The organism is Streptomyces polyrhachis, from assembly GCF_042663125.1.
GTDB lineage: Bacteria > Actinomycetota > Actinomycetes > Streptomycetales > Streptomycetaceae > Streptomyces > Streptomyces polyrhachii.
Window position 1 is genome coordinate 1 of record NZ_JBHSZO010000032.1, and the last position, 20,702, is coordinate 20,702.

Annotated in this window: 19 protein-coding genes and 1 pseudogene; 7 read left to right on the forward strand and 13 right to left on the reverse strand. The window is 72.2% G+C overall.

The genetic code is table 11. The features are described from left to right. The 6 genes and pseudogenes from ACFQLX_RS19205 to cpt all read left to right on the forward strand — a co-directional run. Positions 1–173, forward strand: a pseudogene (locus ACFQLX_RS19205) (2-oxoacid:ferredoxin oxidoreductase subunit beta); the annotation flags it as partial. Between the two features lie 290 nt (positions 174–463). Continuing rightward, complete coding sequence (gene rarD, locus ACFQLX_RS19210; protein WP_386416965.1) at positions 464–1,387, forward strand: EamA family transporter RarD; 924 nt, start codon at positions 464–466, stop codon at positions 1,385–1,387. A 72-nt stretch (positions 1,388–1,459) separates the two neighbouring features. Continuing rightward, positions 1,460–1,693, forward strand: coding sequence for a hypothetical protein (locus ACFQLX_RS19215; RefSeq protein ID WP_386416846.1), 234 nt, complete (start codon positions 1,460–1,462; stop codon positions 1,691–1,693). Continuing rightward, positions 1,693–2,085, forward strand: a complete 393-nt coding sequence (locus tag ACFQLX_RS19220) for a type II toxin-antitoxin system VapC family toxin (RefSeq protein WP_386416847.1) — start codon at positions 1,693–1,695, stop codon at positions 2,083–2,085. The genes ACFQLX_RS19215 and ACFQLX_RS19220 overlap by 1 nt, the downstream gene beginning before the upstream one ends. Before the next feature lie 96 nt (positions 2,086–2,181). Next, positions 2,182–2,646: a GNAT family N-acetyltransferase gene (locus tag ACFQLX_RS19225; protein WP_386416849.1), complete on the forward strand. Its 465-nt coding sequence runs from the start codon at positions 2,182–2,184 to the stop codon at positions 2,644–2,646. Between the two features lie 33 nt (positions 2,647–2,679). Next, positions 2,680–3,210, forward strand: coding sequence for a chloramphenicol phosphotransferase CPT (gene cpt, locus ACFQLX_RS19230; RefSeq protein WP_386416851.1), 531 nt, complete (start codon positions 2,680–2,682; stop codon positions 3,208–3,210). A gap of 72 nt (positions 3,211–3,282) precedes the next feature. Here the strand turns inward: cpt and ACFQLX_RS19235 are convergent, their stop codons facing one another. The 3 genes from ACFQLX_RS19235 to ACFQLX_RS19245 all read right to left on the reverse strand — a co-directional run bounded on the left by ACFQLX_RS19235 (position 3,283) and on the right by ACFQLX_RS19245 (position 6,122). Next, the gene (locus tag ACFQLX_RS19235) at positions 3,283–4,545 is read right to left on the reverse strand and encodes a LolA family protein (protein ID WP_386416853.1); all 1,263 of its coding nucleotides are present in this window, start codon (positions 4,543–4,545) and stop codon (positions 3,283–3,285) included. Positions 4,546–4,813: 268 nt separating this feature from the next. Beyond that, the gene (locus ACFQLX_RS19240) at positions 4,814–5,044 is read right to left on the reverse strand and encodes an excisionase family DNA-binding protein (RefSeq protein WP_386416855.1); all 231 of its coding nucleotides are present in this window, start codon (positions 5,042–5,044) and stop codon (positions 4,814–4,816) included. Between the two features lie 67 nt (positions 5,045–5,111). Then, entirely contained in the window at positions 5,112–6,122 is a 1,011-nt protein-coding gene (locus ACFQLX_RS19245) for a polyprenyl synthetase family protein (RefSeq protein ID WP_386416857.1), read from the reverse strand. Positions 6,123–6,389: 267 nt separating this feature from the next. Between ACFQLX_RS19245 and fahA the strand changes: the two genes are divergently transcribed. Next, positions 6,390–7,595, forward strand: coding sequence for a fumarylacetoacetase (fahA, locus tag ACFQLX_RS19250; RefSeq protein ID WP_386416858.1), 1,206 nt, complete (start codon positions 6,390–6,392; stop codon positions 7,593–7,595). 92 nt (positions 7,596–7,687) lie between these two features. On the opposite strand, the gene nuoN is transcribed toward fahA, so the two are convergent. From nuoN to nuoE, 10 genes are read right to left on the reverse strand one after another with little or no spacing between them, the layout of a single operon-like run. Then, positions 7,688–9,337, reverse strand: a complete 1,650-nt coding sequence (gene nuoN, locus ACFQLX_RS19255) for an NADH-quinone oxidoreductase subunit NuoN (RefSeq protein WP_386416860.1) — start codon at positions 9,335–9,337, stop codon at positions 7,688–7,690. Beyond that, the gene (locus ACFQLX_RS19260; protein ID WP_386416862.1) at positions 9,334–10,986 is read right to left on the reverse strand and encodes an NADH-quinone oxidoreductase subunit M; all 1,653 of its coding nucleotides are present in this window, start codon (positions 10,984–10,986) and stop codon (positions 9,334–9,336) included. The genes nuoN and ACFQLX_RS19260 overlap by 4 nt, the downstream gene beginning before the upstream one ends. Before the next feature lies 1 nt (position 10,987). Continuing rightward, the gene (gene nuoL, locus ACFQLX_RS19265) at positions 10,988–12,904 is read right to left on the reverse strand and encodes an NADH-quinone oxidoreductase subunit L (protein WP_386416863.1); all 1,917 of its coding nucleotides are present in this window, start codon (positions 12,902–12,904) and stop codon (positions 10,988–10,990) included. A 13-nt stretch (positions 12,905–12,917) separates the two neighbouring features. Beyond that, the gene (gene nuoK / locus ACFQLX_RS19270; protein WP_386416864.1) at positions 12,918–13,217 is read right to left on the reverse strand and encodes an NADH-quinone oxidoreductase subunit NuoK; all 300 of its coding nucleotides are present in this window, start codon (positions 13,215–13,217) and stop codon (positions 12,918–12,920) included. Further along, positions 13,214–14,113 (reverse strand): NADH-quinone oxidoreductase subunit J, encoded by a 900-nt coding sequence (locus tag ACFQLX_RS19275; protein WP_386416967.1) that lies wholly within the window; start codon positions 14,111–14,113, stop codon positions 13,214–13,216. The genes nuoK and ACFQLX_RS19275 overlap by 4 nt, the downstream gene beginning before the upstream one ends. Before the next feature lie 5 nt (positions 14,114–14,118). Further along, positions 14,119–14,721, reverse strand: a complete 603-nt coding sequence (gene nuoI, locus ACFQLX_RS19280) for an NADH-quinone oxidoreductase subunit NuoI (RefSeq protein ID WP_386416866.1) — start codon at positions 14,719–14,721, stop codon at positions 14,119–14,121. Next, positions 14,714–16,075, reverse strand: a complete 1,362-nt coding sequence (gene nuoH, locus ACFQLX_RS19285; RefSeq protein WP_386416868.1) for an NADH-quinone oxidoreductase subunit NuoH — start codon at positions 16,073–16,075, stop codon at positions 14,714–14,716. The genes nuoI and nuoH overlap by 8 nt, the downstream gene beginning before the upstream one ends. Then, complete coding sequence (locus ACFQLX_RS19290) at positions 16,072–18,567, reverse strand: NADH-quinone oxidoreductase subunit G (RefSeq protein ID WP_386416870.1); 2,496 nt, start codon at positions 18,565–18,567, stop codon at positions 16,072–16,074. Before ACFQLX_RS19290 ends, nuoH begins: the two co-directional genes overlap by 4 nt. Further along, complete coding sequence (gene nuoF, locus ACFQLX_RS19295) at positions 18,564–19,940, reverse strand: NADH-quinone oxidoreductase subunit NuoF (protein ID WP_386416872.1); 1,377 nt, start codon at positions 19,938–19,940, stop codon at positions 18,564–18,566. The genes ACFQLX_RS19290 and nuoF overlap by 4 nt, the downstream gene beginning before the upstream one ends. Further along, positions 19,940–20,698 (reverse strand): NADH-quinone oxidoreductase subunit NuoE, encoded by a 759-nt coding sequence (nuoE, locus tag ACFQLX_RS19300; RefSeq protein ID WP_386416969.1) that lies wholly within the window; start codon positions 20,696–20,698, stop codon positions 19,940–19,942. Before nuoE ends, nuoF begins: the two co-directional genes overlap by 1 nt. Positions 20,699–20,702 lie beyond the last annotated feature (4 nt).

Below are 20,702 nucleotides of genomic sequence, written 5' to 3' on the forward strand. Positions count from 1 at the left end.
TCGCCGACCCCGACACCCTGCACCACACCCCCATCGGCGTGCTGCGCTCCGTCGAGCGGCCCGTCTACGACACGCTGCTGGCCGAGCAGCTGGAGACGGCGGTGGAGCAGCAGGGCAAGGGCGACCTGGCGGCGCTACTGGCCGGGGGCGACACCTGGACGGTCGCGGGCTGAGGCGGCCGTTTCGTTTCGTACGGGCGAGGGCCCCGGATTTCCGAGCTTGCTGCTTGGAAATCCGGGGCCCTCGCCCGTGTGCGTACGTCCGTCGCCCGCCGTCCGTCGCCCGCCGTCCGTCGCCCGCGGCCGGTCGGCGGCCTCGCGTAAGGAGCCATAATCCGAGACGGACATGACAGCGCGCCCTCCCGCCCGCTACCGTCGGAAAAGTCGCCCCCGCCCCACCCGCGCACCGCCGCCCGGACAGGAGGACTGCCGTGCAGGCATCCGCCCAGCAGACCCGCACCGGGATGCTCTACGGCCTCGCGGCCTACGGCAGCTGGGGCGTCGTCCCCCTCTTCTGGCCGCTGCTGAAGCCCGCCGGCGCGACGGAGATCCTCGCCCACCGCATGGTCTGGTCGCTGCCCGCCTGCCTGCTGCTCCTGCTCGCGCTGCGCCGCTGGTCGTGGATAGGCCCGCTGCTGCGCCGGCCCCGCCGCCTCGCGCTCGTCGCCCTCGCCGCCGCGATCATCACGGTCAACTGGGGCGTCTACATCTGGGCGGTCAACTCCGGCAAGGTCGTCGAGGCGGCCCTCGGCTACTTCATCAACCCGCTGATCTCCATCGCCTTCGGCGTCCTGCTGCTGCGCGAGCGGCTGCGCCCCGCGCAGTGGGCGGCGGTGGCGACGGGGGCGCTCGCGGTGCTCGTCCTGACCGTCGGATACGGGCAGTTGCCGTGGGTGGCGCTGACCCTGGCGTTCTCCTTCGGCACGTACGGCCTGGTCAAGAAGCGCATCGGGCTGGAGGGCGTGGAGGGCTTCGCGGCGGAGACGGCGATGCAGTTCCTGCCGGCGCTGGGCTTCCTGGCGCTGATCGCGGGGCGCGGCCAGTCCACCTTCGCCAGCGACGGTACGGGCCACGCGCTGCTCCTCGCCGCCTGCGGCGCGGTGACGGCCCTCCCGCTGATCTGCTTCGGCGCCGCGGCGGTGCGCCTGCCGCTCTCCACGATCGGGATGCTGCAGTACCTCGCCCCCACCCTGCAGTTCGCACTGGGCGTCCTGTACTTCCACGAGTCGATGCCCCCGGAGCGCTGGGCGGGCTTCGCCCTGGTCTGGGCGGCGCTGTCCCTACTGACCTGGGACGCCCTGCGGACGGCGAGGCGGGGGCGCGCGGCGGGTACGGCCGCAGAGGGCGCCCTCGATCCGGCCGAGGAAGATCCCGTCTCCCTGCGTTAGCGGCACGGGCCTCCCGCCTCAGTCGCAGTCGACACGATTGCGACGTAAGACAGAGCGTCTTACGCTGGACCCATGGCCGAGACCATCACCATTCGCACCGACAGCGAGACCGAGCAGGCGCTGGCTGTTCTGACACAGGACGGCACCTCGCGTTCGGCCGCCATAAGGCAGGCCGTGATGGAGAGCGCCATGCGCCGGGAGCGGGCTGCCGCCATGCGGCGGGCCGTGCTCGGCATGCCGCTGGGCGAGCCCGATGCCGTGAATGTCGCCGAGGAGATCGCGCGGGCCCGGGAGGACGAGCGCTGATGATCTACCTGGACTCGGCTGCCGTGGTCAAACTGGTCCATGCCGAGGCCGGGTCCCGGGCACTGCGCGCCTGGCTGCTGGAGCGGGCGGACGACAGCTGGGTCAGCTCGGCACTGCTGGAGATCGAGGTCTTCCGGGCCCTCGCCCGGCACGCGCCCGAAGCACTGACCCGGCTCCATCCGGTGCTCGACCTGGTCGAGCTGGTCGGTCTGGAGCCGGCCGTCCGGCTACTCGCGCAGACCCTGCAGCCGGCGACGGTGCGCAGCCTCGACGCCGTCCACCTTGCCACCGCCCTCCACCTCGGCCCGTTGGTGACCTCGTTCGTCACCTACGACAAGCGACTGGCCGACGCGGCCCGCGGCGCGGGCCTCTCCGTAGCCGCACCGAGCTGACACGGTCCGCCCCACGCACGACCCGAGGAGCGGGACCGCCCTCGCGCGGCCACACTGGGAGGGTCTGGCGTACGACCTCACCGCAAGGAGTCCGGGATGCTGCGCGACGTCGAGGAAGCCGACCTGCCGGTGTTCTTCACCTACCAGCAGGACCCGGAGTCCGTCCGGATGGCGGCCTTCACCCTCGCCGACCCCGCCGACCACGACGCCTTCACGGCGTACTGGGCACGGCTGCTGGACGATCCCGGCACGGTGAAGCGGACGATCGCCTTCAACGGCGAGGTGATCGGCTGGGTCGCGGTCTTCGACCGGGGCGCGCGCCGCGAGCTGACGTACTGGCTGGCCCGCCCGTACTGGGGCAAGGGCCTGGCCACCCAGGCCCTCACGGAGTTCCTCCACGAGGTCACCGAGCGCCCGCTCTACTGCCGGGCGGCCACGGACAACGTGGCGGCGCTGCGGGTCCTGGAGAAGCTGGGCTTCGTGGTGGTGGCCGAGGAGTCGGAGTTCGCGGGCGGCCGGGGGGAGCGGACGGAGGAGGTCGTGCTGGAGCTGGTGCGGTAGCCGGGGACGCCGCGGCGCCCCTACTGTGGCGCGATGACCGAAGTGATCGTTCTCAACGGTGGTTCCAGCTCGGGGAAGTCCGGGATCGCGCGGTGTCTGCAGGCGGTCCTGCCGGACCCGTGGCTGGCCCTCGGGACCGACACCTTCGTCGACGCGCTGCCCGCGGCCATGCGGGCCTCGGATGCGGGGATCGAGTTCGCCCCGGATGGCGGGGTGGTCGTCGGGCCACAGTTCCGGACCCTGGAGGCGGCCTGGATCGCGGGGGTCGCCGCGATGGCCCGCGCCGGCGCCCGGGTCATCGTCGACGAGGTCTTCCTCGGCGGGCCCGACTCCCAGCAGCGCTGGCGGACGGCCCTGTGCGGAGTAGGGGTGCTGTGGGTCGGCGTCCGCTGCGACAGCGCGGTCGCCGCCGAGCGGGAGATCGCCCGCGGCGACCGGGTCGTCGGGATGGCCGCGGCCCAGGCGGAGCTGGTCCACCGGGACGTGGTGTACGACCTGGAGGTGGACACCACACGTGCCGGGGCGATGGAGTGCGCGCGGGCCGTCGCCGCGCGCCTCGGCTGACCGACGGCACCGATGCCGTCCCGGGGCGGCCACCCGTCTCGTACGGGCGGCCGCCCCGGTCCGGCGTCGGGGTCAGCCCGCTGCCAGGCGCTCCAGCTCCGCCTTGTCCACCGCGCCGACGAACATCCGGTCGTCGTCGGTGACCAGGACGTTCACCAGGTTCGTCGAGAAGAGGCGGCCGCCGTCCGCCTTGGTGGTCAGCGCGCCGAGGAGAGCTGCGGGGCCGCCTTCGCCGTCCTGCTCGCCCTTCCCGTCCTTCCCGTCCTTCCCGCTCTTCGCCTTGTCCGGCAGCCGCAGCTCCGCGACCGTCGTCCAGTCGGAGCCGTGGATCTTGACGTCCTTGGCGCCCTCGGCGCCCTTGCCGAAGCCGCCCAGCAGGCCCTCGGGCCCCGCGCCGTCCTTGCGGTGCTCACCGAGCTTCTCCTCGGTGACCTTCGTCCCGGCCGGCGGCTTGTACGCGAAGACGTCGGCGGCCGGCTTGGCGAAGCTCACCTGCGTGAAGCCGGCCTCCACCACCTTGGCGTCGCTGTCGGAGGTCAGCGTGAACCTCAGCGGCACGCCGTTCTCCGCGATGGCGATGCGGATGTCCTTCACCGTGGACGCCCGCTCCTTGGGCGCGATGCGCAGCAGGTAGGCGTCCTGCCCGGCGACGCTCGTCGTCCCCTCCACGCTCACGGAGGTGCTCTCCCCCACCTGTGCGAGGGCCTGCTTCGCGAACTCGCGCGGGCTGAGGTCGGCCAGTTCCTCCGGCAGCGCGGTGGCGCCGTCCTTCCCCCCGGCGCGGGCGGCGTCGGCGCCGGTGCCGTGGAAGACCTCCTTGGCGCCCCCGCCGTACGCCCAGACGTCATCGCCGTTGTGCAGCACGGTGTAGTCGCCGCCCCGCTCGCCGACCAGGGTGGCCTTCTGCCGCTCGGGGCCGTCGGCGGCGACGCGCAGGGTGTGCTCCCCGGAGAGGAGCCCCATGACGGCGGCACGCGGATCCGCGCCCGCCTCCGTCCCCCCGCCGAGGCCGCCCGGGAGGGTGGGCAGCCCGAGGTCGGCCCTGAACTTCACGGTGCCCTGCACGGCCTGCGCGTCCGAGTCGAGGACCTTGGCGATCAGCTCCTCGGCGGAGAGGTCCGCCAACCCCGCGCTGTCCTGCGCCAACGCGGGCACGAGCCCGATCGTCGCGGCGGCGAGCGCGGCGATGCCGGCGGGCACCCCGTACCGCACGGCCTTCCGCGTCCGCTTCACCGGCTCGTCCCCCACCGCCTGCGGAGCCCCGATCCGGATCATGCCCGGCTCAAGCTGCCCCTGCGTGTGCCCCGCACCCTGCTCCGGCGGATCCTGCGTCATGTCGTCTACCTCCGTCGTCGTCACGTCCGGCACTCGTCCACCTGGACAGCTGTCGCGAACCGCCGAGCCGGTGACCCCCGAGTTCAGCCTCCATCCCACCACCGAAACCCGCCCAGGACGTCACCCCAGAGAGGTGAATCGCCTACATCGGGGGGATGAGACCCCCACCCCCAGAGGGGGAGGCCACCACGGCCCGGCGTAAAACCGTGGACCGACCGACGCACTCCGCCCGGCGGCGAATCCGGCGGACAGCACGACAAGACATCCGTCAGTCCATCCCCAACTCCTGGCCAAGCCCGGCCAGTTCGTCCGCCGCATCGCTCCGGCGCCGGTCGTCCGCACGCTTGTAGCGCATGAGGTCTTCGAAGCGGACGCGCCGATGGCGGCCGGCGCGGCGGTACGGGATCCTGCCGTCGTCCAGCAGTCCGATGAGGTGGGGGCGGGAGACGTTGAGCACGTCGGCCGCCTGCTTCGGGGTGAGCTCCGCCTCCATGGGCATGGGCAGACCGGACCTGCGACCCGGCATACCGGAGATTCCGCCCCGCGTCCGCGAGACGGACCCAGCCTCAGCCCGTCCGCTCCACGACCGCCTCGCACAGGCCCTCCAGGGCCGAGCGGGCCGCGCAGTGCGGGAGGGCCGCGAGCATCGCGCGGGCCTCCTCCGCGTAGCGGATCGTGTCGCGGCGGGCCTGGGCCAGGGCCGGGTGGGCGCGCAGGCGGGTCAGGACCTCCGCGTGGCGGGCGTCATCCGTGAGGTCGCCGTCCAGCAGCGCGCACAGCTCCAGGTCCTCGCGCGAGCCGCTGCGCGCCGCCGCCGCCCGTACGTGCAGGACCGGCAGCGTCTGGATGCCCTCGCGCAGGTCCGTGCCCGGGGTCTTGCCCGACTCGTGGGAGTCGGAGGCGATGTCCAGCACGTCGTCGGCCAGCTGGAAGGCGATCCCGATGCGCTCGCCGTACTGCGTCAGTACGTCCACCACCGAGTCCGGCGCCCCCGAGGTCATCGCGCCGAAGCGGCCGGCCACCGCGATCAGCGAGCCGGTCTTCCCGGAGAGGACCTCCAGGTAGTGGTCGATCGGGTCGCGGCCCGCCGCCGGGCCCGCCGTCTCCATGATCTGGCCCGTGACCAGCCGCTCGAACGCCCGTGCCTGGACGCGGACGGCCTCGGGGCCCAGGTCCGCCAGGATGTTCGACGCGCGGGAGAAGAGGAAGTCGCCGGTGAGGACGGCCACCGAGTTGTCCCAGCGGGTGTTCGCCGTGGGCACGCCCCGGCGCATGTCCGCCTCGTCCATCACGTCGTCGTGGTAGAGCGTCGCCAGGTGCGTCAGCTCCACGACCACCGCCGCGGGCACGACACCCGGCGCGTACGGGTCCCCGAACTGCGCCGCCAGCAGCACCAGCAGCGGCCGGAAGCGCTTCCCCCCGGCCCGCAGCAGATGCTGCGCCGCCCCGGTGACGAACGGGACGTCGCTCTTCGCCGCTTCGAGCAGCCCCTCCTCCACGGCCGCCAACCCGGCCTGGACGTCGGCCTCAAGAGCCTCGTCCCGAACGCTGAGCCCGAAGGGTGCGACCACGGTCACGGGGCTCCTCCTGTCTGCGGACGCTCACGCGAAGCGCCTCGGAAGCGGATTGGACTGTCGGTGCGGGACCCGGTGTTGATCTCGCCGCGAAATGTCGACGTGTCACCGGCGAACACCGTGCCCCACCTTCGCAGCGTATCCGGTCACGTAACGATCACAGCGGGCGGCTGCCCCTACCGCGGGCGCGGGAACGTAGTGTGAACAGGCAGCCCACCTGCGACTCCACCACCCACTCCACGACCGACGAGACAACCCGAGGCCCAGGCCATGCCCGAGCGAAGCCCACTCGACCTCCCCGAAGACCACCCCTTCGGCCCGCACAACCTCCCCTACGGCGTCTTCACCACCCCCGCCGACCCGCGCCCGCGCCTCGGCGTCCGCTACGGCGACCACGTCCTGGACGCCTCCGCCGCCGCCCGCGCCACCGGCTCCCCGCACGCCGGGCTGCTCGCCGCGCCCACGCTGAACCCGCTGCTCGCCGCCGGCCGTCCGACCTGGCAGGCGGTACGGGCCGAGGTGCGCGCCTGGCTCACCGCGCCGGAGCACCGCGCGGCCGTCACGCCGCTGCTGGTCCCCCTCGCCGAGGCGACCATGCACCTGCCGTTCGAGGTCGCCGACTACGTCGACTTCTACGCCAGCGAGCACCACGCCTCCAACGTCGGCCGGATCTTCCGCCCGGACGCCCCGGACCCCCTCACCCCGAACTGGAAGCACCTCCCCATCGGCTACCACGGCCGCGCGGGCACGGTCGTCGTCTCCGGTACGGACATCACGCGCCCCAGCGGCCAGCGCAAGACCCCCGCCGACGCCGCCCCCGTCTTCGGGCCCTCCACCCGCCTGGACATCGAGGCCGAGGTGGCCTTCGTCGTCGGCGCCCCCTCCGCGCAGGGCGCGCCGGTCGCGCGCGGGGACTTCCGCGAGCACGTCTTCGGCCTCTGCCTGCTCAACGACTGGTCGGCGCGCGACCTCCAGGCCTGGGAGTACGTGCCCCTGGGCCCCTTCCTCGGCAAGTCCTTCGCCACCTCGGTGAGCGCCTGGGTGACCCCGCTGGAGGCCCTGGAGTCGGCGCGGGTGGCGCCCCCGGCCCGTACGCACCAGCTGCTGCCGTACCTGGACGACACAGCCGACGCGCAGGACGCCCCCGACGGCCTCGACCTGCGCCTGGAGGTGGCGATCAACGGCGAGACCGTCTCGCGCCCGCCCTTCGCCGCGATGTACTGGACGGCCGCCCAGCAGCTCGCGCACCTGACGGTCAACGGCGCCAGCCTGCGCACCGGCGACCTCTACGCCTCGGGCACGGTCTCGGGCCCCGAGCCCGACCAGCTCGGCTGCCTGCTCGAACTGACCGCGGGCAAGGGCCCGTTCCTCGCGGACGGCGACGAGGTGACGATCACCGCCTGGGCCCCCGGCCCGGACGGCACCCGCGTCGGCCTGGGCGAGGTCACGGGCCGCATCGCGCCCGCGATCGGCTGACGGCGACCGCGAGCAGGGAAAAGCACCGCGGCCGACCCCCTCGTACGGGGTCGGCCGCGGTGCTTTCGCGGGGATCAGCGCTGTGCGGGGGATCAGCGGACGAACACCCCCGCGTCCCCGGCCAGGTTGAGGAAGTACTGCGGGGCCAGCCCCAGCACCAGCGTCATCGCCACCCCGATGCCGATCGCCGTCGACGTCAGCGCCGACGGAACGGCCACCGTCGGCCCGTCCGCCTTCGGCTCGCTGAAGAACATCAGCACGATCACCCGGATGTAGAAGAACGCCGCGATCGCCGAGGACAGCACGCCGATCACCACCAGCGGGACCGCGCCGCCCTCCGCCGCCGCCTTGAAGACCGCGAACTTGCCCGTGAAGCCCGAGGTCAGCGGGATGCCCGCGAAGGCCAGCAGGAAGAGCGCGAAGACCGCCGCCACCAGCGGCGAACGCCGGCCCAGGCCCGCCCACTTGGACAGGTGCGTCGCCTCGCCGCCCGCGTCGCGCACCAGCGTGACCACCGCGAAGGCGCCCAGCGTGACGAAGGAGTACGCGCCCAGGTAGAAGAGCACGGACGTCACACCGTCCTCGGTCGCCGCCGTGACACCGGCCAGGATGAAGCCCGCGTGCGCGACGGAGGAGTACGCCAGCATCCGCTTCACGTCCGTCTGCGTCACCGCCAGGATCGCGCCGATCACCATCGTCGCGATGGCCACGCCCCACATCACCGGCCGCCAGTCCCAGCGCAGGCCCGGCAGCACCACGTACAGCAGCCGCAGCAGCGCCCCGAAGGCCGCGACCTTCGTCGCCGCCGCCATGAAGCCCGTCACCGGGGTGGGCGCGCCCTGGTAGACGTCGGGCGTCCACATGTGGAACGGCACCGCGCCGACCTTGAAGAGCAGTCCCACCAGCACCATCGCGGCGCCGATGAGCAGCAGCGCGTCGTTGCCCATGGTGCCCGCGAGCGCCGGGTCCATCGCCTTGCCGGTCCCCTCGACGACCTCGGCGATCCGGGCGTACGACAGGGAGCCCGCGTAGCCGTAGAGCAGGGCGACACCGAAGAGGAGGAAGGCGGAGGAGAAGGCGCCCAGCAGGAAGTACTTCACCGCGGCCTCCTGCGACAGGAGGCGCTTGCGGCGGGCCAGCGCGCACAGCAGGTACAGCGGCAGCGAGAAGACCTCCAGCGCGACGAAGAGCGTCAGCAGGTCGTTCGCCGCCGGGAAGACCAGCATGCCGGCGACGGCGAAGAGCAGCAGCGGGTAGACCTCGGAGGTGGTGAACCCGGCCTTGACGGCGCTTTGTTCGGCCTCGCCGCCCGGCACCGCCGAGCCCTGCGCGGCGAAGGAGTCCACCCGGCGGCCGTGCGCCTGGGGGTCCAGGCGGCGTTCGGCGAAGGTCATCAGGCCGACGACCGCGACCAGCAGGATCGTGCCCTGCAGGAAGAGCGCCGGTCCGTCCACGGCGACGGCGCCCATCGCGGCGATGTCGGCGTTCTTGTTCGCGTAGCCGTCCAGGGCCAGCCAGAGCACCGCGCCGAAGCCGGCCGCCAGGCCCGCGAAGGCCAGCACGGTCTGTACGGCGTAGCGCGCGCGGCGGGGCGCGAACGCCTCCACCACGACGCCCAGGACCGCCGCGCCGATGACGATCAGCGTCGGGGCGAGCTGGACGTACTCGAAGGACGGCGCCTCGATCCGGGTGGCGGGTTCCTGTGCGACCGTCCACAGGCTGTGGACAACGGTGGCGGTCACTTGTGCTCTCCCTTGGCGTCGGCCTGCTCATGCCCGCCGGCCGGCTGGTAGCCGAACCAGCTGCCGTCGGTGGCGGCGGGGTGTTCGGGCGCGGGGTCCTTCTTCTCGACCTCGGTGAGCGAGCGCTCCACCGACGGGTCGACCAGGTCGGTGAGCGGCTTGGGGTAGACGCCCAGCCCGATCAGCAGTGCGATCAGCGGCGCGATCACCAGCACCTCGCCGACCCGCAGGTCGGGCAGCTTCTCCAGGCCGGCCTTGACGGGTCCGGTCATCGTGCGCTGGTAGAGCACCAGTACGTACAGCGCGGCCAGCACGATGCCGGCGGTGGCGATGATCCCGACCGCCGGATAGCGGGCGAAGGTGCCGACCAGCACCAGGAACTCGCTGACGAACGGCGCCAGTCCGGGCAGCGAGAGCGTCGCCAGGCAGGCGACGAGGAACATGCCCGCCAGCACCGGGGCGACCTTCTGCACCCCGCCGTAGTCGGCGATGAGCCGCGAGCCGCGCCGGGCGATGAGGAAGCCGGCGACCAGCATCAGCGCGGCGGTGGCGATGCCGTGGTTGACCATGTAGAGCGCGGAGCCGCTCTGGCCCTGGGAGGTCATCACGAAGATGCCCAGCACGATGAACCCGAAGTGCGAGATCGAGGCGTACGCGACCAGGCGCTTGATGTCGCGCTGCCCGACGGCGAGCAGCGCCCCGTAGATGATGCTGACCAGCGCCAGCGCCAGGACCAGGGGCGTGGCCCACTTGCTGGCCTCGGGGAAGAGGCCCAGGCAGTAGCGGAGCATCGCGAAGGTGCCGACCTTGTCGACCACGGCGGTGATCAGCACGGCGACGGGGGCGGTGGACTCGCCCATCGCGTTGGGCAGCCAGGTGTGCAGCGGCCACAGCGGCGCCTTGATGGCGAAGGCGGCGAAGAAGCCGAGGAACAGCCAGCGCTCGGTGTCGGCGGGGAGCGCCAACTCGCCGTCCGCGCGGGCCTGGAGGATCTCCGGGAGGGAGAAGGTGCCCGCGCCGAGCTGGTCGTGGGTGACGACGAAGACGCCGATCACCGAGGCCAGCATGACCAGTCCGCCGGCCAGGTTGTAGAGCAGGAACTTCACGGCCGCGTACGTGCGTTGCCGGGCGGCCGCCTCCTCGTCGTCCCCCCCGTGGGCCCGGTCGCCGAAGCCGCCGATGAGGAAGTACATCGGGATGAGCATGGCTTCGAAGAAGAGGTAGAAGAGGAAGATGTCGGTGGCCTCGAAGGAGAGGATCACCATCGCCTCGACGGCCAGCATCAGCGCCAGGTAGGGCCGCGAGCGCTCGCCGCCCTCCTCGTTGCCCCGGGTGTCCAGCCAGCCCGCCGCGATCAGGAACGGGATCAGCAGCGCGGTGAGCAGGATCAGCGCCACGCCCACGCCGTCGACGCCCAGTTGGTAGCGGACCCCGAAGTCCGGGATCCAGGCGTGCGACTCGGTGAGCTGGAAGGCCGCGCCGCCGGGCTCGTAGCGTACGGCCACCGCGAGGGCCAGGCCCAGGGTGGCCAGCGAGACCGCGAGGGCGAGGGGTTTGGCAAGCGAGCGCCGCGCCGCGGGCACGGCGGCGGTGGCCAGCGCGCCCAGGGCGGGCAGGGCCGCCGTCGCCGTCAGCAGGGGAAAAGACATCTCAGACCGCCCTCATCAGCAGGGTGGCGGCGATGAGTACGGCCGCGCCGCCGAACATCGAGACCGCGTAGGAGCGGACGAAGCCGTTCTGGACGCGCCGCAGCCGCCCGGAGAGGCCGCCGACCGAGGCGGCGGTGGTGTTCACGACGCCGTCGACCACCTTGTTGTCCACGTAGACCAGACCGCGGGTCAGGTACTCGCCGGGCTTGACCAGGGCGACGTGGTTGAGGTCGTCCTGCAGCAGGTCGCGCCGGGCGGCCCGGGTGAGCAGGCTGCCGCGCGGGGCGACGGCCGGCACCGCGCGCAGTCCGTACATCAGGTAGGCGAGGCCGACGCCCAGGACCATCGAGGTGAGCACCATCGCGGTGATCAGGCCGACGCTCAGCCCGTCCGGCAGGTGGCCGTGCTCGAAGTCGGTGACGGGGCTCAGCCAGCCGGTGAAGCGGTCGCCGAGGTGGAAGAACCAGCCGGCGAAGACCGAGCCGACCGCCAGGACCGCCATCGGGACCACCATGACCATCGGCGACTCGTGCGGGTGGAACGCCTTCTCCCCCTCGCCCGCCTCGGCGTTGAGGGCCTCCCAGCGCTTCTCGCCGAAGAACGTCATCAGCATCATCCGCGTCATGTAGAACGCGGTGATCCCGGCGCCCAGCAGGGTCGCCCCGCCCAGGATCAGCCCCTGGGTGCCGCCCTTGCCGAAGGCGGCCTCGATGATGCCGTCCTTGGAGTAGAAGCCGGAGAGGAACGGGAAGCCGATGATGGCGAGGTAGCCCAGGCCGAAGGTGGCGAAGGTCCACGGCATCGAGCGCCACAGGCCGCCGTACTTGCGCATGTCGACCTCGTCGTTCATGCCGTGCATGACCGAGCCGGCGCCGAGGAAGAGGCCGGCCTTGAAGAAGCCGTGCGTGACCAGGTGCATGATCGCGAAGGCGTAGCCGATCGGGCCCAGGCCCGCGGCCAGCACCATGTAGCCGATCTGCGACATCGTGGAGCCGGCGAGGCCCTTCTTGATGTCGTCCTTGGCGCAACCGACGATCGCACCGAAGATCAGCGTCACCGCGCCGACCACGACGACCGCGAGCTGCGCGTCGGGCGCCCCGTTGAAGATCGCGCCGGAGCGGACGATCAGGTAGACGCCGGCGGTGACCATGGTGGCCGCGTGGATCAGGGCCGAGACCGGGGTCGGGCCCTCCATCGCGTCGCCGAGCCAGGACTGCAGCGGCACCTGCGCGGACTTGCCGCAGGCGGCGAGGAGCAGCATCAGCCCGATCGCGGTGAGCGTCCCCTCGGACGCCTCGCCGGCGGCGCCCAGCACGGGGCCGAAGGCGACGGAGCCGAAGGTGGTGAACATCAGCATGATCGCGACGGCGAGACCCACGTCGCCGACCCGGTTGACGAGGAACGCCTTCTTCGCGGCGGTGGCGGCGCTGGGCTTGTACTGCCAGAAGCCGATCAGCAGGTACGAGGCCAGGCCCACGCCCTCCCAACCCACGTACAGCAGCACGTAGTTGTCCGCGATGACGAGCAGCAGCATCGCGGCGAGGAAGAGGTTGAGGTAGCCGAAGAAGCGGCGCTTGCCCGGGTCGTGCTCCATGTACCCCATCGAGTACAGGTGGATCAGCGAGCCGACGCCGGTGATCAGCAGCACGAAGGTGATCGACAGCTGGTCCAGCTGGAAGCCGACGTCGGCCTGGAAGCCGCCGACCTCGATCCAGGTGAAGAGGGTGCTGTGCAGGCCGCGGTGCTCGGCGCCGCGGCCGAGCATGTCGACGAAGAGGGACAGGCCGATGCCGAAGGAGGCGAAGGCCAGCGCGGTGCCCAGGGCCGGGCCGATCCGGTTCAGCGCGCGGCCGCCGCAGAGCAGCAGGGCGGCGCCGGCCAGCGGCACGCCGACGAGCAATCCGATGAGTGACTCCACTGGTTCGTACCCCTTACAGCTTCATCAGGCTGGCGTCGTCGACCGAGGCCGAGTGGCGGGAGCGGTAGAGCGCGACGATGATCGCGAGGCCGACCACGACCTCGGCGGCGGCCACGACCATCGTGAAGAAGGCGAGGACCTGGCCGTCGAGGTTGCCGTGCATCCGGGAGAAGGTGACCAGCGTCAGGTTGCAGGCGTTGAGCATCAGCTCCACGCACATGAAGACGATGATCGCGTTGCGCCGGATCAGCACCCCGGAGGCGCCGATGGTGAACAGCAGGGCGGCGAGATAGAGGTAGTTGACGGGATTCACTTGGCCCCGGCCTCCTTCCGTGAGTCACGCCCGGCACTGTCGGCGCCGTCAGCGCTGTCCGTACGGTCGGCGCGGGCCTGCGGTACGACCACCGCCGGGTCCTCCTTGCCCTGGTAGTCCGCCGTGCGGCGCTCGATCGCCGCCAGGTCGTCCAGCGCCTGCTTGGACACGTCGCGGACCTGGCCGCGGGCGCGCAGCGTCGGGTTGACCGTCAGCTCGGAGAGGCTGCCGTCGGGCAGCAGGCCGGCGATGTCGACCCCGTTGTGGCGGGCGTAGACGCCGGGCGCGGGCAGCGGGGCGACCTGGGTGCCGTCCTTGATGCGGGCCGCGGCCTGCTCGCGCTGGCTGAGCGGCTGCTCGGTGCGCTCGCGGTGGGTGAGGACCATGCCGGCGACGGCGGCGGTGATCAGCAGGGCGCCGGTCAGCTCGAAGGCGAAGACGTACTTGGTGAAGACCAGCTCGGCCAACCCCTGGACGTTCCCTGCCGAGTTGACGGCCCCCAGGCCGTTGAACTCCTTGATGGAGGCGTTGCCGAGGCCGGCCATCAGCAGCACGCCGAAGCCGAGGCCGCAGACCACGGCCAGCACCCGCTGGCCCTTGATGGTCTCCTTCAGGGAGTCCGCGGCGGTGATGCCGACGAGCATCAGCACGAAGAGGAAGAGCATCATGACCGCGCCGGTGTAGACGACGATCTGCACGACACCCAGGAAGTAGGCGCCGTTGGCGAGGTAGAAGACGGCCAGGATCACCATCGTCCCGGCGAGGCAGAGCGCGGAGTGCACCGAGCGCTTCATCAGCACCGTGCCCAGCGCGCCCGCCACGGCGAAGACCGCCAGCACCCAGAACTGGGCGGCCTCCCCCGAGGAGGTCTGGTAGGCGGCGAGGGTGCTCGTCATGCCTGTCATGACGAGCACCCCCCCACCGGCTGCTCGCCCTTGGACACCGCCGCCTGCTGCTCCGTGCCCGGAGCGGCCTCGGCGACCAGGCCCGCGTAGTAGTCCTTCTCCGTCATCCCGGGGAAGATCGCGTGCGGGGAGTCGACCATGCCCTCGGTCAGACCCACGAGCAGCTCCTCCTTGGTGTAGATGAGCGATTCGCGGGAGGAGTCGGCCAGTTCGTACTCGTTGGTCATGGTCAGCGCCCGGGTCGGGCACGCCTCGACGCACAGCCCGCACAGGATGCAGCGCAGGTAGTTGATCTGGTAGACGCGGCCGTAGCGCTCGCCCGGCGAGTAGCGCTCCTCCTCGGTGTTGTCCGCGCCCTCCACGTAGATCGCGTCGGCCGGGCAGGCCCAGGCGCACAGCTCGCAGCCGATGCACTTCTCCAGCCCGTCCGGGTGCCGGTTGAGCTGGTGGCGGCCGTGGAAGCGGGGCGCGGTGGGCTTCTTGTACTCCGGGTACTGCTCCGTCAGCCGCTTCTTGAACATGGCCTTGAAGGTCACGCCGAAGCCGGCGACGGGGTTGAGCCGCTTGGGCTTGCCGCCCGGGGTTCGCGCGTCAGACACCGTCCGCCTCCTTGCCTTCCGATTCGGGGCCGCCCGTGGCGACGAGTTCACGCGGGTGGCGCGCGGGCCTGCGCGGCACGGGGGGCAGGTGCTGGCCGGGCAGCGGGGGTACGGGGAAGCCGCCGGCCATCGGGTCGAAGTCCTTCTTCTCCGCCGCCTCGCGGGCCTGCGCCTCCTGCTCCCCGCGCTGGCGGAAGGCGTCGAAGGCGAAGGAGGCCACCAGGAGCACCCCGACGACCCCGCCGACGTACAGCACGATCTGCTGGATGTCGTAGTCCTCGTTACGCAGTGCGCGGACCGTGGCGACCAGCATCAGCCAGACCAGCGAGACCGGGATGAGGACCTTCCAGCCCAGCTTCATGAACTGGTCGTAGCGCACCCGGGGCAGCGCGGCGCGGATCCAGACGAAGCAGAAGATCAGCCCGCAGAGCTTGGCGGTGAACCAGAGCATCGGCCACCAGCCGTGGTTGGCGCCCTCCCACACGGTGCTGACCGGGGCGGGCGCGCGCCAGCCGCCGAGGAAGAGCGTCACCGCGATGGCCGAGACGGTCACCAGGTGGACGTACTCGGAGAGCATGAAGAGCGCGAACTTGATCGAGGAGTACTCGGTGTTGAAGCCGCCGACCAGGTCGCCCTCGGACTCCGGCATGTCGAAGGGCGCGCGGTGCGCCTCGCCGACCATGGCCACCAGGTAGATCACGAAGGAGACCGGCAGCAGCACGGCGAACCACCGCTCCTCCTGCGCGGCGACGATCGTGGAGGTGGACATCGAGCCCGCGTACATGAACACGGCCGCGAAGGACAGGCCCATCGCGACCTCGTAGGAGATCACCTGCGCCGTGGCGCGCACCCCGCCCAGCAGCGGGTACGTCGAGCCCGAGGCCCAGCCCGCGAGCACCACGCCGTAGGCGGCGACGGAGGCGGTGGCCAGGACGAAGAGCATCGCCACGGGGAGGTCGGTGAGCTGCATGGTGGTGCGCTCGCCGAAGATCGAGATCTCGTTGCCGGGGGGCCCGAAGGGGATCACCGCGATGGCCATGAAGGCGGGCACCGCGCCGATGATCGGCGCGAGGACGTAGACCGCCTTCGAGGCGTTGGTGACGTTGATGTCCTCCTTCAGCATCAGCTTCACGCCGTCCGCGAGGGACTGCAGCAGCCCCCAGGGGCCGTGGCGGTTGGGGCCGATGCGCAGCTGCATCCAGCCGACGATCTTGCGCTCGAAGACGATCGAGACGAGGACGATCCCCATCAGGAAGGCGAAGCAGAAGACCGCCTTGAGCAGGACCAGCCACCAGCTGTCCTGGCCGAAGAGGGTCAGGTCCTCCGTGGCTGCGAGCCGGGTGAGTCCGGTCACTTGGTCACCTCCGTCTGGGCTGCGGTGGCGGCGCGGACGTCGACGACCTCACCGCTGCGGGCGCCCGTCGCGGCGGCCGTCCCGGGGGTGGTGGACTGCAGCGGCAGCCAGACCACCCGGTCGGGCATCTCCGCCGTCACCCGCAGCGGCAGCGTCACCGAGCCGAGCGGGCCGGTGACCGCGAGGGCGTCGCCGTTCTTGACGCCGGTCTCCTGCGCGGTGGCCGGGGAGAGGCGGACGACGGCGGCGTGGCGGGTGCCGGCCAGCGCCTCGTCGCCCTGCTGCAGGCGCCCGTTGTCCAGCAGCAGGCGGTGCCCGGCGAGCACCGCCTGCCCGGCCCGCGGGTCGGGCAGCGGGCGGGCCACCTCGGTCGGCGTGGCGGGCCGCGGCCCGCTCCAGACGCCGAGGCGGTCCAACTCCGTGCGCGCGGTACGTACATCAGGCAAACCCAGGTGTACGTCCATAGCGTCGGCCAGCATCGTCAGTACCCGATGGTCGGCGGGCGAGAGGCTGCGGGTCATCTGGTCCGGCTTGAGCGCGGCCTCGAACATCCGCGCGCGGCCCTCCCAGTTGAGGAAGGTGCCGGCCTTCTCGGCGACCGCCGCGACCGGCAGCACGACGTCCGCGAACTCCGTGACCTCACTGGGCCGTTGCTCCAGGCTGACCAGGAAGCCGACGTTCTCCAGCGCCTCGCGGGCCAGGCCCGGCTCGGGCAGGTCCGCGACCTCGACGCCGGCCACGAGCAGCGCGCCCAGCTCCCCGGCCGCCGCGGCGGCGAGGATCTGCCCGCTGTCGCGGCCGTGCCCGGCGGGCAGCGCCGCCAGGCCCCAGGCCGCCGCCGTCTGGCTGCGGGCCTGCGGATCGGTGGCCGGCCGCCCGTAGGGCAGCAGCCCGGGCAGCGCCCCGGCCTCGATCGCCGCCCGCTCCCCCGCCCGGCGCGGGATCCACGCCAGGGCGGCGCCGGTGGCGTCCGCCAGCCGGGCGGCGGCGCTGAGCCCGCCGGGCACGGCCGCCAGCCGCTCCCCGACCAGGATCACCGCGCCGGGCTCGCGCAGTGCGGTCGCGGCGCGCGAACCGTCCTCGCCCAGCTCCTCGTTGGCGATCAGCGCGTCCAGCCACAAAGGCTCGGTGCCGGGCCCGGCGGGCAGCAGCGTGCCGCCGGCCTTCGCCAGTCCCGGGGTGGTGTGCGTGGCCAGGCTGAAGGTGCGCTGGCCGTGCTTGCGCCACGCCTTGCGCAGCCGCAGGAAGACGCCGGGCGCCTCCTCCTCGGACTCGAAACCGGCCAGCAGCACCGCGGGCGCCTGCTCCAGCGCGCCGTGGCTCAGCCCCTCGCCGTCCAGGTCGAGACCGCGTCCGGCGACCCGGGCGGCCAGGAACTCCGCCTCCTCCGCGGAGTGGGCGCGGGCCCGGAAGTCGATGTCGTTGGTGTCGAGTGCGACGCGGGCGAACTTGGCGTAGGCGTAGGCGTCCTCGACCGTCAGCCGGCCGCCGGTGAGCACTCCGCTGCGGCCGCGCGCACCGGCCAGTCCGCGCGCGGCGGCGTCGAGGGCCTCGGGCCAACTGGCGCTCTGCAGCACACCGTTGCCGTCCCGTACGAGCGGAGTGGTGAGCCGGTCGGGCAGCTGCGCGTAGCGGAAGCCGAAGCGGCCCTTGTCGCAGACCCACTCCTCGTTGACCGCCGGGTCGTCCGCCGCCAGGCGCCGCATGACCTTGCCGCGCCGGTGGTCGGTGCGCAGCGCGCAGCCGCCCGCGCAGTGCTCGCACACGCTCGGCGAGGAGACCAGGTCGAAGGGGCGCGAGCGGAAGCGGTACGCCTTGGAGGTGAGCGCGCCGACCGGGCAGATCTGGATGGTGTTGCCGGAGAAGTACGACTCGAAGGGGTCGCCCTCCCCCGTGCCCACCTGCTGCAGCGCCCCGCGCTCCAGCAGCTCGATCATCGGGTCGCCGGCGATCTGGTTGGAGAAGCGGGTGCAGCGCGCGCACAGCACGCAGCGCTCGCGGTCGAGCAGCACCTGCGTGCTGATCGCGACCGGCTTCTCGAAGGTGCGCTTGCGGCCCTCGAAGCGGCTGTCGGACTGGCCGTGGGACATGGCCTGGTTCTGCAGGGGGCATTCGCCGCCCTTGTCGCAGACCGGGCAGTCCAGCGGATGGTTGATCAGCAGCAGTTCCATCACGCCGCGCTGGGCCTTCTCGGCCACGGGGCTCGACAGCTGCGTCTTGACCACCATGCCGTCGGTGCAGGTGATGGTGCACGAGGCCATCGGCTTGCGCTGGCCCTCGACCTCGACGATGCACTGCCGACAGGCGCCGGCCGGGTCCAGGGCGGGATGGTCGCAGAAGCGCGGGATCTCGATGCCCAGTTGCTCCGCGGCGCGGATCACCAGGGTGCCCTTGGGGACGCTGATCTCGACTCCGTCGACGGTCAGCGTCACGTGGTCGGGCGGCAGTGCCTCCCCGGAGGAGGCCGGCCCGGATGGGGCTGTGACGGTCATGCGGTCGCCTCCGAATCGGCCCACAGGGTGGACTTGGCAGGGTCGAAGGGGCAGCCCTTCTCGGTGATGTGCCGCTCGTACTCCGCGCGGAAGTACTTCAGCGAGGAGTAGATCGGCGCCGCGGCGCCGTCGCCCAGCGCGCAGAAGGACTTGCCGTTGATGTTGTCGGCGATGTCGGCGATCTTGTCGAGGTCGCCCATCGACGCCGTGCCCGCCTCGATGTCGCGCATCAACTGCACCAGCCAGTACGTGCCTTCCCGGCACGGCGTGCACTTGCCGCAGGACTCGTGGGCGTAGAACTCCGTCCAGCGGGTCACCGCGCGCACCACGCAGGTGGTCTCGTCGAAGCACTGCAGCGCCTTGGTGCCGAGCATCGACCCGGCCGCCCCCACGCCCTCGTAGTCCAGGGGTACGTCGAGGTGCTCCTCGGTGAACATCGGCGTGGAGGAGCCGCCCGGCGTCCAGAACTTCAGCCGGTGGCCCGGCCGCATCCCGCCGCCCAGGTCCAGGAGTTGGCGCAGGGTGATGCCCAGCGGCGCCTCGTACTGGCCGGGGCGGGCGACGTGCCCGCTGAGCGAGTAGAGGGTGAAGCCCGCGGACTTCTCCGTGCCCATCGACTTGAACCAGTCCTTGCCCCGCTGCATGATCACGGGCACCGAGGCGATGGACTCGACGTTGTTGACCACGGTCGGACAGGCGTAGAGGCCCTCGACGGCGGGGAACGGCGGACGCAGCCTGGGCTGCCCGCGCCGGCCCTCCAGCGAGTCCAGCAGCGCCGTCTCCTCACCGCAGATGTACGCGCCCGCGCCCGCGTGCACCGTCAGCTCCACGTCGACGCCCGAGCCCAGGATGTCGCTCCCCAGGTAGCCCGCCCGGTACGCCTCGCGCACCGCCTCGTGCAGCCGGCGCAGCACCGGCACGACCTCGCCGCGCAGGTAGATGAAGGCGTGCTGGGAGCGGATCGCGTGGCAGGCGATGACGATGCCCTCGATGAGGGAGTGCGGGTTGGCGTAGAGCAGCGGGATGTCCTTGCAGGTGCCCGGCTCCGACTCGTCGGCGTTGACGACGAGGTAGTGCGGCTTGCCGTCGCCCTGCGGGATGAACTGCCACTTCATGCCGGTGGGGAAGCCCGCGCCGCCCCGGCCGCGCAGACCGGAGTCCTTCACGTACGCGATGACGTCGTCGGGCTGCATGGCGAGGGCCTTGCGCAGCCCCAGGTAGCCCTCGTGGCGCAGGTACGTGGCCAGCTTCCACGGCTCCGGCTCGTCCCAGAAGGCCGAGAGCACGGGCGAGAGCAGCTTGTCCGCCCCGCCGTCGGCGGCGCCCGGAGCGCCGGAGCGGGCGGTGCCGCCCTCCTCGGTAGCCACCGACATCACTCCTCCTCCTCGGTGCGGGACGCGGTACGGGACGCGGTGCGCGGCGCGACGACCTCGGCCGGACGGGCGCCCTTGTCGGCCCCCCGGGCCGGCCCCTTGACCAGCCGCAGCCCCGCCAGCGAGGCCGGGCCCGCGCCGCCGCCCTCGGCGACCGCGCCCTCGCGCTGGTCGGGGAAGCCGGCCAGGATGCGCGAGGTCTCCTTGAAGCCGCACAGCCGCGCGCCTCGGGTGGGGCGGACCTCGGCGCCGGCGCGCAGGTCGTCGACCAGGCGCTTGGCGGAGGCGATGTCCTGGTTGTCGAAGAACTCCCAGTTGACCATCACCACGGGGGCGAAGTCGCAGGCCGCGTTGCACTCGATGTGCTCCAGCGAGACCTGGCCGTCCTCGGTGGTGTCGCCCTCGCCGTGGCCGCCGACGCCCAGGTGGTCCTTCAGCGCCGCGTAGATGGCGTCGCCGCCCATCACCGCGCACAGCGTGTTCGTACAGACACCGACCTGGTACTTCCCGCCCGGCCGGCGGCGGTACATCGAGTAGAAGGTGGCGACCGCCGTGACCTCGGCGGTGGTCAGCTCCAGCGTCTCGGCGCAGAAGCCGACGCCGGTGCGCGAGACGTACCCCTCCTGCGCCTGCACCAGGTGCAGCAGCGGCAGCAGCGCCGAGCGGCTGTCGGGGTAGCGGGCGACGATCTCGGCCGCGTCGGCCGCCAGCCGGGCGCGGACCTCGGCCGGGTAGTCGGGGGCGGGGAGCTGCGGCATGCCC

Coding starts and splice junctions, on each gene's coding strand:
- rarD (WP_386416965.1), top strand. CDS start 464: ATGCTCTACGGCCTCGCGGCCTACGGCAGCTGGGGCGTCGTCCCCCTC.
- ACFQLX_RS19215 (WP_386416846.1), top strand. CDS start 1,460: ATGGCCGAGACCATCACCATTCGCACCGACAGCGAGACCGAGCAGGCG.
- ACFQLX_RS19220 (WP_386416847.1), top strand. CDS start 1,693: ATGATCTACCTGGACTCGGCTGCCGTGGTCAAACTGGTCCATGCCGAG.
- ACFQLX_RS19225 (WP_386416849.1), top strand. CDS start 2,182: ATGCTGCGCGACGTCGAGGAAGCCGACCTGCCGGTGTTCTTCACCTAC.
- cpt (WP_386416851.1), top strand. CDS start 2,680: ATGACCGAAGTGATCGTTCTCAACGGTGGTTCCAGCTCGGGGAAGTCC.
- ACFQLX_RS19235 (WP_386416853.1), bottom strand. CDS start 4,545: ATGACGCAGGATCCGCCGGAGCAGGGTGCGGGGCACACGCAGGGGCAG.
- ACFQLX_RS19240 (WP_386416855.1), bottom strand. CDS start 5,044: ATGCCCATGGAGGCGGAGCTCACCCCGAAGCAGGCGGCCGACGTGCTC.
- fahA (WP_386416858.1), top strand. CDS start 6,390: ATGCCCGAGCGAAGCCCACTCGACCTCCCCGAAGACCACCCCTTCGGC.
- ACFQLX_RS19260 (WP_386416862.1), bottom strand. CDS start 10,986: ATGTCTTTTCCCCTGCTGACGGCGACGGCGGCCCTGCCCGCCCTGGGC.
- ACFQLX_RS19275 (WP_386416967.1), bottom strand. CDS start 14,113: ATGACGAGCACCCTCGCCGCCTACCAGACCTCCTCGGGGGAGGCCGCC.
- ACFQLX_RS19290 (WP_386416870.1), bottom strand. CDS start 18,567: ATGACCGTCACAGCCCCATCCGGGCCGGCCTCCTCCGGGGAGGCACTG.
- nuoF (WP_386416872.1), bottom strand. CDS start 19,940: ATGTCGGTGGCTACCGAGGAGGGCGGCACCGCCCGCTCCGGCGCTCCG.
- nuoE (WP_386416969.1), bottom strand. CDS start 20,698: ATGCCGCAGCTCCCCGCCCCCGACTACCCGGCCGAGGTCCGCGCCCGG.